This is a genomic window from Dyella sp. SYSU CM1112 (assembly GCF_058216415.1).
The window spans coordinates 1-3,439 of sequence record NZ_JBZEGI010000035.1 but is presented as its reverse complement, the minus strand read 5'-3'; the positions used below and the strand labels follow the sequence as shown (position 1 = coordinate 3,439).

1 protein-coding gene is annotated in these 3,439 nt (G+C 57.8%); it reads right to left on the bottom strand.

Going from position 1 to position 3,439, the window contains the following annotated elements; genetic code table 11:
- Positions 1-819: 819 nt before the first annotated feature.
- Positions 820-3,439: hemagglutinin repeat-containing protein (locus AC4HNJ_RS21445; protein ID WP_490481652.1), on the bottom strand; the 2,620-nt coding region annotated here is incomplete at its 5' end.

The following is a 3,439-nucleotide window of genomic DNA, read 5'->3' as shown; positions in this document are numbered from 1 at the left end:
AATGTGCAATGTACCCAAGCGTCCAAGTACGAAGCGCGCGTCGTGGTTCGACTCATCGACAAGCCCAGGGATAGGGTTGCTTGACGCTTTCTCCATCGTATCGATAGTCACCGTCTTACCTACAGCCTTAGCCAGCACAACGTTGTTCGTGCTAACGATCTCCGACGTCTGCGTGGTGAGGTTATGGCGGTCACGGCGTGGCTGCTGAGGAGGGTGCCCACGATCAAGCCGTCCTGCACGGCATCGTGCGTGGTGGTTTTTCTCCTGCCGGTAGGTCGGGTTTTTTTTAGTGAGGGTGTGTTGTTGCCAGATATAACGTCGCGCCTTAATGAAAAGGCCAATGCCAGTCATGGTTTAGTTATTCGCCCATCCCATCCACTTGAGGACATGATCGAACGCAGATTCACTAAGCGTGACCAGTGCGAATCCGGCAGCAAAAATCGTAAGAAAAACCACCGCTAACCATAAAGGCATGGACCAAAATAAAGAACGAGGCTTCAGTGGTTTCAACTCAAACGGAAAAGCTGGCTTCACTTCCCGGTTTTTTCTAGGGTTCCAATGCATTTTTCAACCTTGTTGATTGTAATGATTATCGGAAAGGAGGCCCCCGGCGAGGGCCTCCCAAAAATGCCAGAATGGTGATGACTGATCCTAAATATAATCCGGTACGTATCCCTTGAATTAGAGCCTCACGAAATATGTATATAAAACCATCGACCTTCGCGTAAACATATCCAAAAACTACAATAATAATTACGCCAAGAATGAAAAAAATCATGCCGCCAATAAGAGCTGCAATGATTCTTCTAATAAGATTCATTATTTTCCCCCGTGCTTTTCATTGTTTCTATTAATAATTTCATCTTTCCATTTTTCAACAAATGCATTTAAGCCTTCTGTCGTTGAAGCTCCTGCTGCATTGCCAGAAACGACTGGGCCAAGTGATGTGAAAGCAGGTGTGCTCATCCAGTTCGTATAGGTATCGCCGATCTTGAATCCTATTGCCGTCGTTACTCCGCTGGTCAAACCACCAACCAATAAATTATTGTTTTGGCCGTAGTAAAGATTGTTAGCTTCCGTCTGCACCATACCGACTCCTGTTCCCACCAGACCATTCCATGCCATGTTGCCGCCATAACCTAAGTAACCACCCAACATGCTGGCGCTCAGGTCGATATAGTTCAGCTGGTTCATATGGCCTCCATTCTCAAGCAATTGAGCACCTAGATTGACGGCACCGGTCGTTAATGCCGTGCCGGTACGGGACGCCAAGGCAACTTGCCATAGCGAACCAAACTGAGTGCCGTCATACGCTTCCGCCGCTAACGCACCTGCTGCGCCGGTGGAACCCAGTCCCGCCGTAGCTCCCGTCGCTGCCAGGCCAAGCATCATGTTGCCCTCGCGGCTCACTACGTTATCCCCATACACCAATCCCCATTGGGATTGATAATTGGCATAGTTCTGCGCAGTGATGGACTGGTCCACCTGCAGTCCCAGCTTGGCGGCGAGCGGATCGTTGATGTAGTGGATCGCGTCGTTGATGCCGTTTGCGTAATTCGATGCGCAATAAACCCCGGCAGCGTTACAACCGTGAATGAGGTCTTGCTCCTGCCGGGCCGACAGCATCTCTGCATCGCTCTTGGCGGTTTGGATGCAGACCGCGTCGCCTTTGCATTGGCTGATCTGTTTATCCAATGTTTCCAGTTGCAGATGCGTAAGGTAGTTGTACTGCGTCCCCGCCAACGCCGCTGCCGCGCCACTGCCTTCGCCCACCGCCGCACCGATGGCGGCACTGCCCAGTTGCAGCATCGTGGCAAATTCCGGCGTGCCTTTTTCATAACCCTGGCTTTCCAGAAACTCCGCCATCTTCTGGATCACCAGCTGATTGGCGCCGGCACCCAGTACCGCTTGCGTGACGTCGCCACCACCCATTGCGGCCATGCCCACGCCGACCAGGCCATGCAGGAGGGTGCGTTCGGGACTGCCTTCGGGCCAGCCCATCTTGCCGGCGATATCGCCCGCCGCGCGCATGCCCACTTGCCCCATGAGCTGCCCCATCTCCATCTGCTCCTGCACTTTCTGCGCATCGAAGATGGGTTTGAGCGTCTGGTCGTCGAGCGTGGGGTTGCGATCCAGGCCCGAGAGATCGGCGTTGCCATCGCGCACGATGATCGTGCCTTGGGCCATGCCGGCTTTCGTCTCGCTGCTGCTGTGTCCGCTTTGCGGCATGCCCAGTGCCGGCGATGCACTGAAGCTGCCGCTGCCGTAACCCGCATTGAGCCCGATGCTGCTGGCGCTGTAGTCGGCTTCGTTCTTGAGATGCTCATACGTGAGGCTGCCGGTATCGAGCCGGTTCTTGCTGGCCTCGGCAGCGCTGGCGATCACGCCACCGGCCAGGTGCGTATTGCCGCCAACGGTGATGTCGAAGCCGCCGCTGCCGGCGGCGATGCCGCTGACCGCGGTGACGCTCTGGTAATGGCTGTCGACCTTGCTCTGGTTGTAGCTCACGCTGGCGCTGCCGCCGTAGCCGATCACCCCTTTCATGCCGAGTTGCTGTTGCTTGCTGGCGTAATCGTCGGTGTCCTGCTCGCTGCGGATGGTGAGGTTGTTGCCGATGGCCGCAAGCACTTGGTTGCCGGTGAGTTGCGCACCCTGGATGGTGGTGTCGTTGCCACTGATCAGGGTGAGCGTGCCATCGGCATTGACGCTGCTGATCGCATGTGTGGTGCCGTTGCCGTGGGCGCTGCCCTTGCCGGCGGAGGCTTGCGCGTAGAAACCCACGCCATCGCTGCCGATCTGCACGCCCACGCCACCGCTGGCGTTTTTGTTTTGGTTGTCGAGGCTGTGATGTTCGGCCTGGCTCAGCAGGTTGAGGTTGTTGGCGGCGGCGAGCGCGACATCGTGGCCGTTGATCTGGCTGCCGATGACGTTCAGGTCACCGCCGGTGGCGGCGATGGTGACATTCCCCTGGCTGCCGATGCGGCTGCCGTAGGCTTGTTCGTCGTGCGTGGTGGTGGTGCTGCTCGCGCTGCTGCCGCCGATGCCGATCTGCAGGCTGAGGCCGTTGGCGTTGCCGCCCTGACCATCCGGCCCGAGCTTGGTGGCGCCTTGCAAGCCGCCCGCGTTGGCCATGCCCAGCGCATCGCTCGCGCCGTAGGCGGCCTGCGCCGCATGCAGGGCCTTCAGGCGATCGTCGCTCACCTCGCTGCTGCGCTGTGCGCTGGCCATCACGCCATTGACCGCCTGGGCTACCGCGCCGCCCAGGCCGACGGTAAGGCCGCTGCTTTGCTGCTTGGTGGTCTGGGTGGTGTCGCGCGTGCCGACCGCTGCATCGATGGTCACGTCTTTACCGACAATGGCGGTGCCGGTCTGGCTCATCACGTCGCTGCCGGTGATGTGCACGAGGTTGCCGGCGGTAAGCGTCACGCTGCCATTCAAG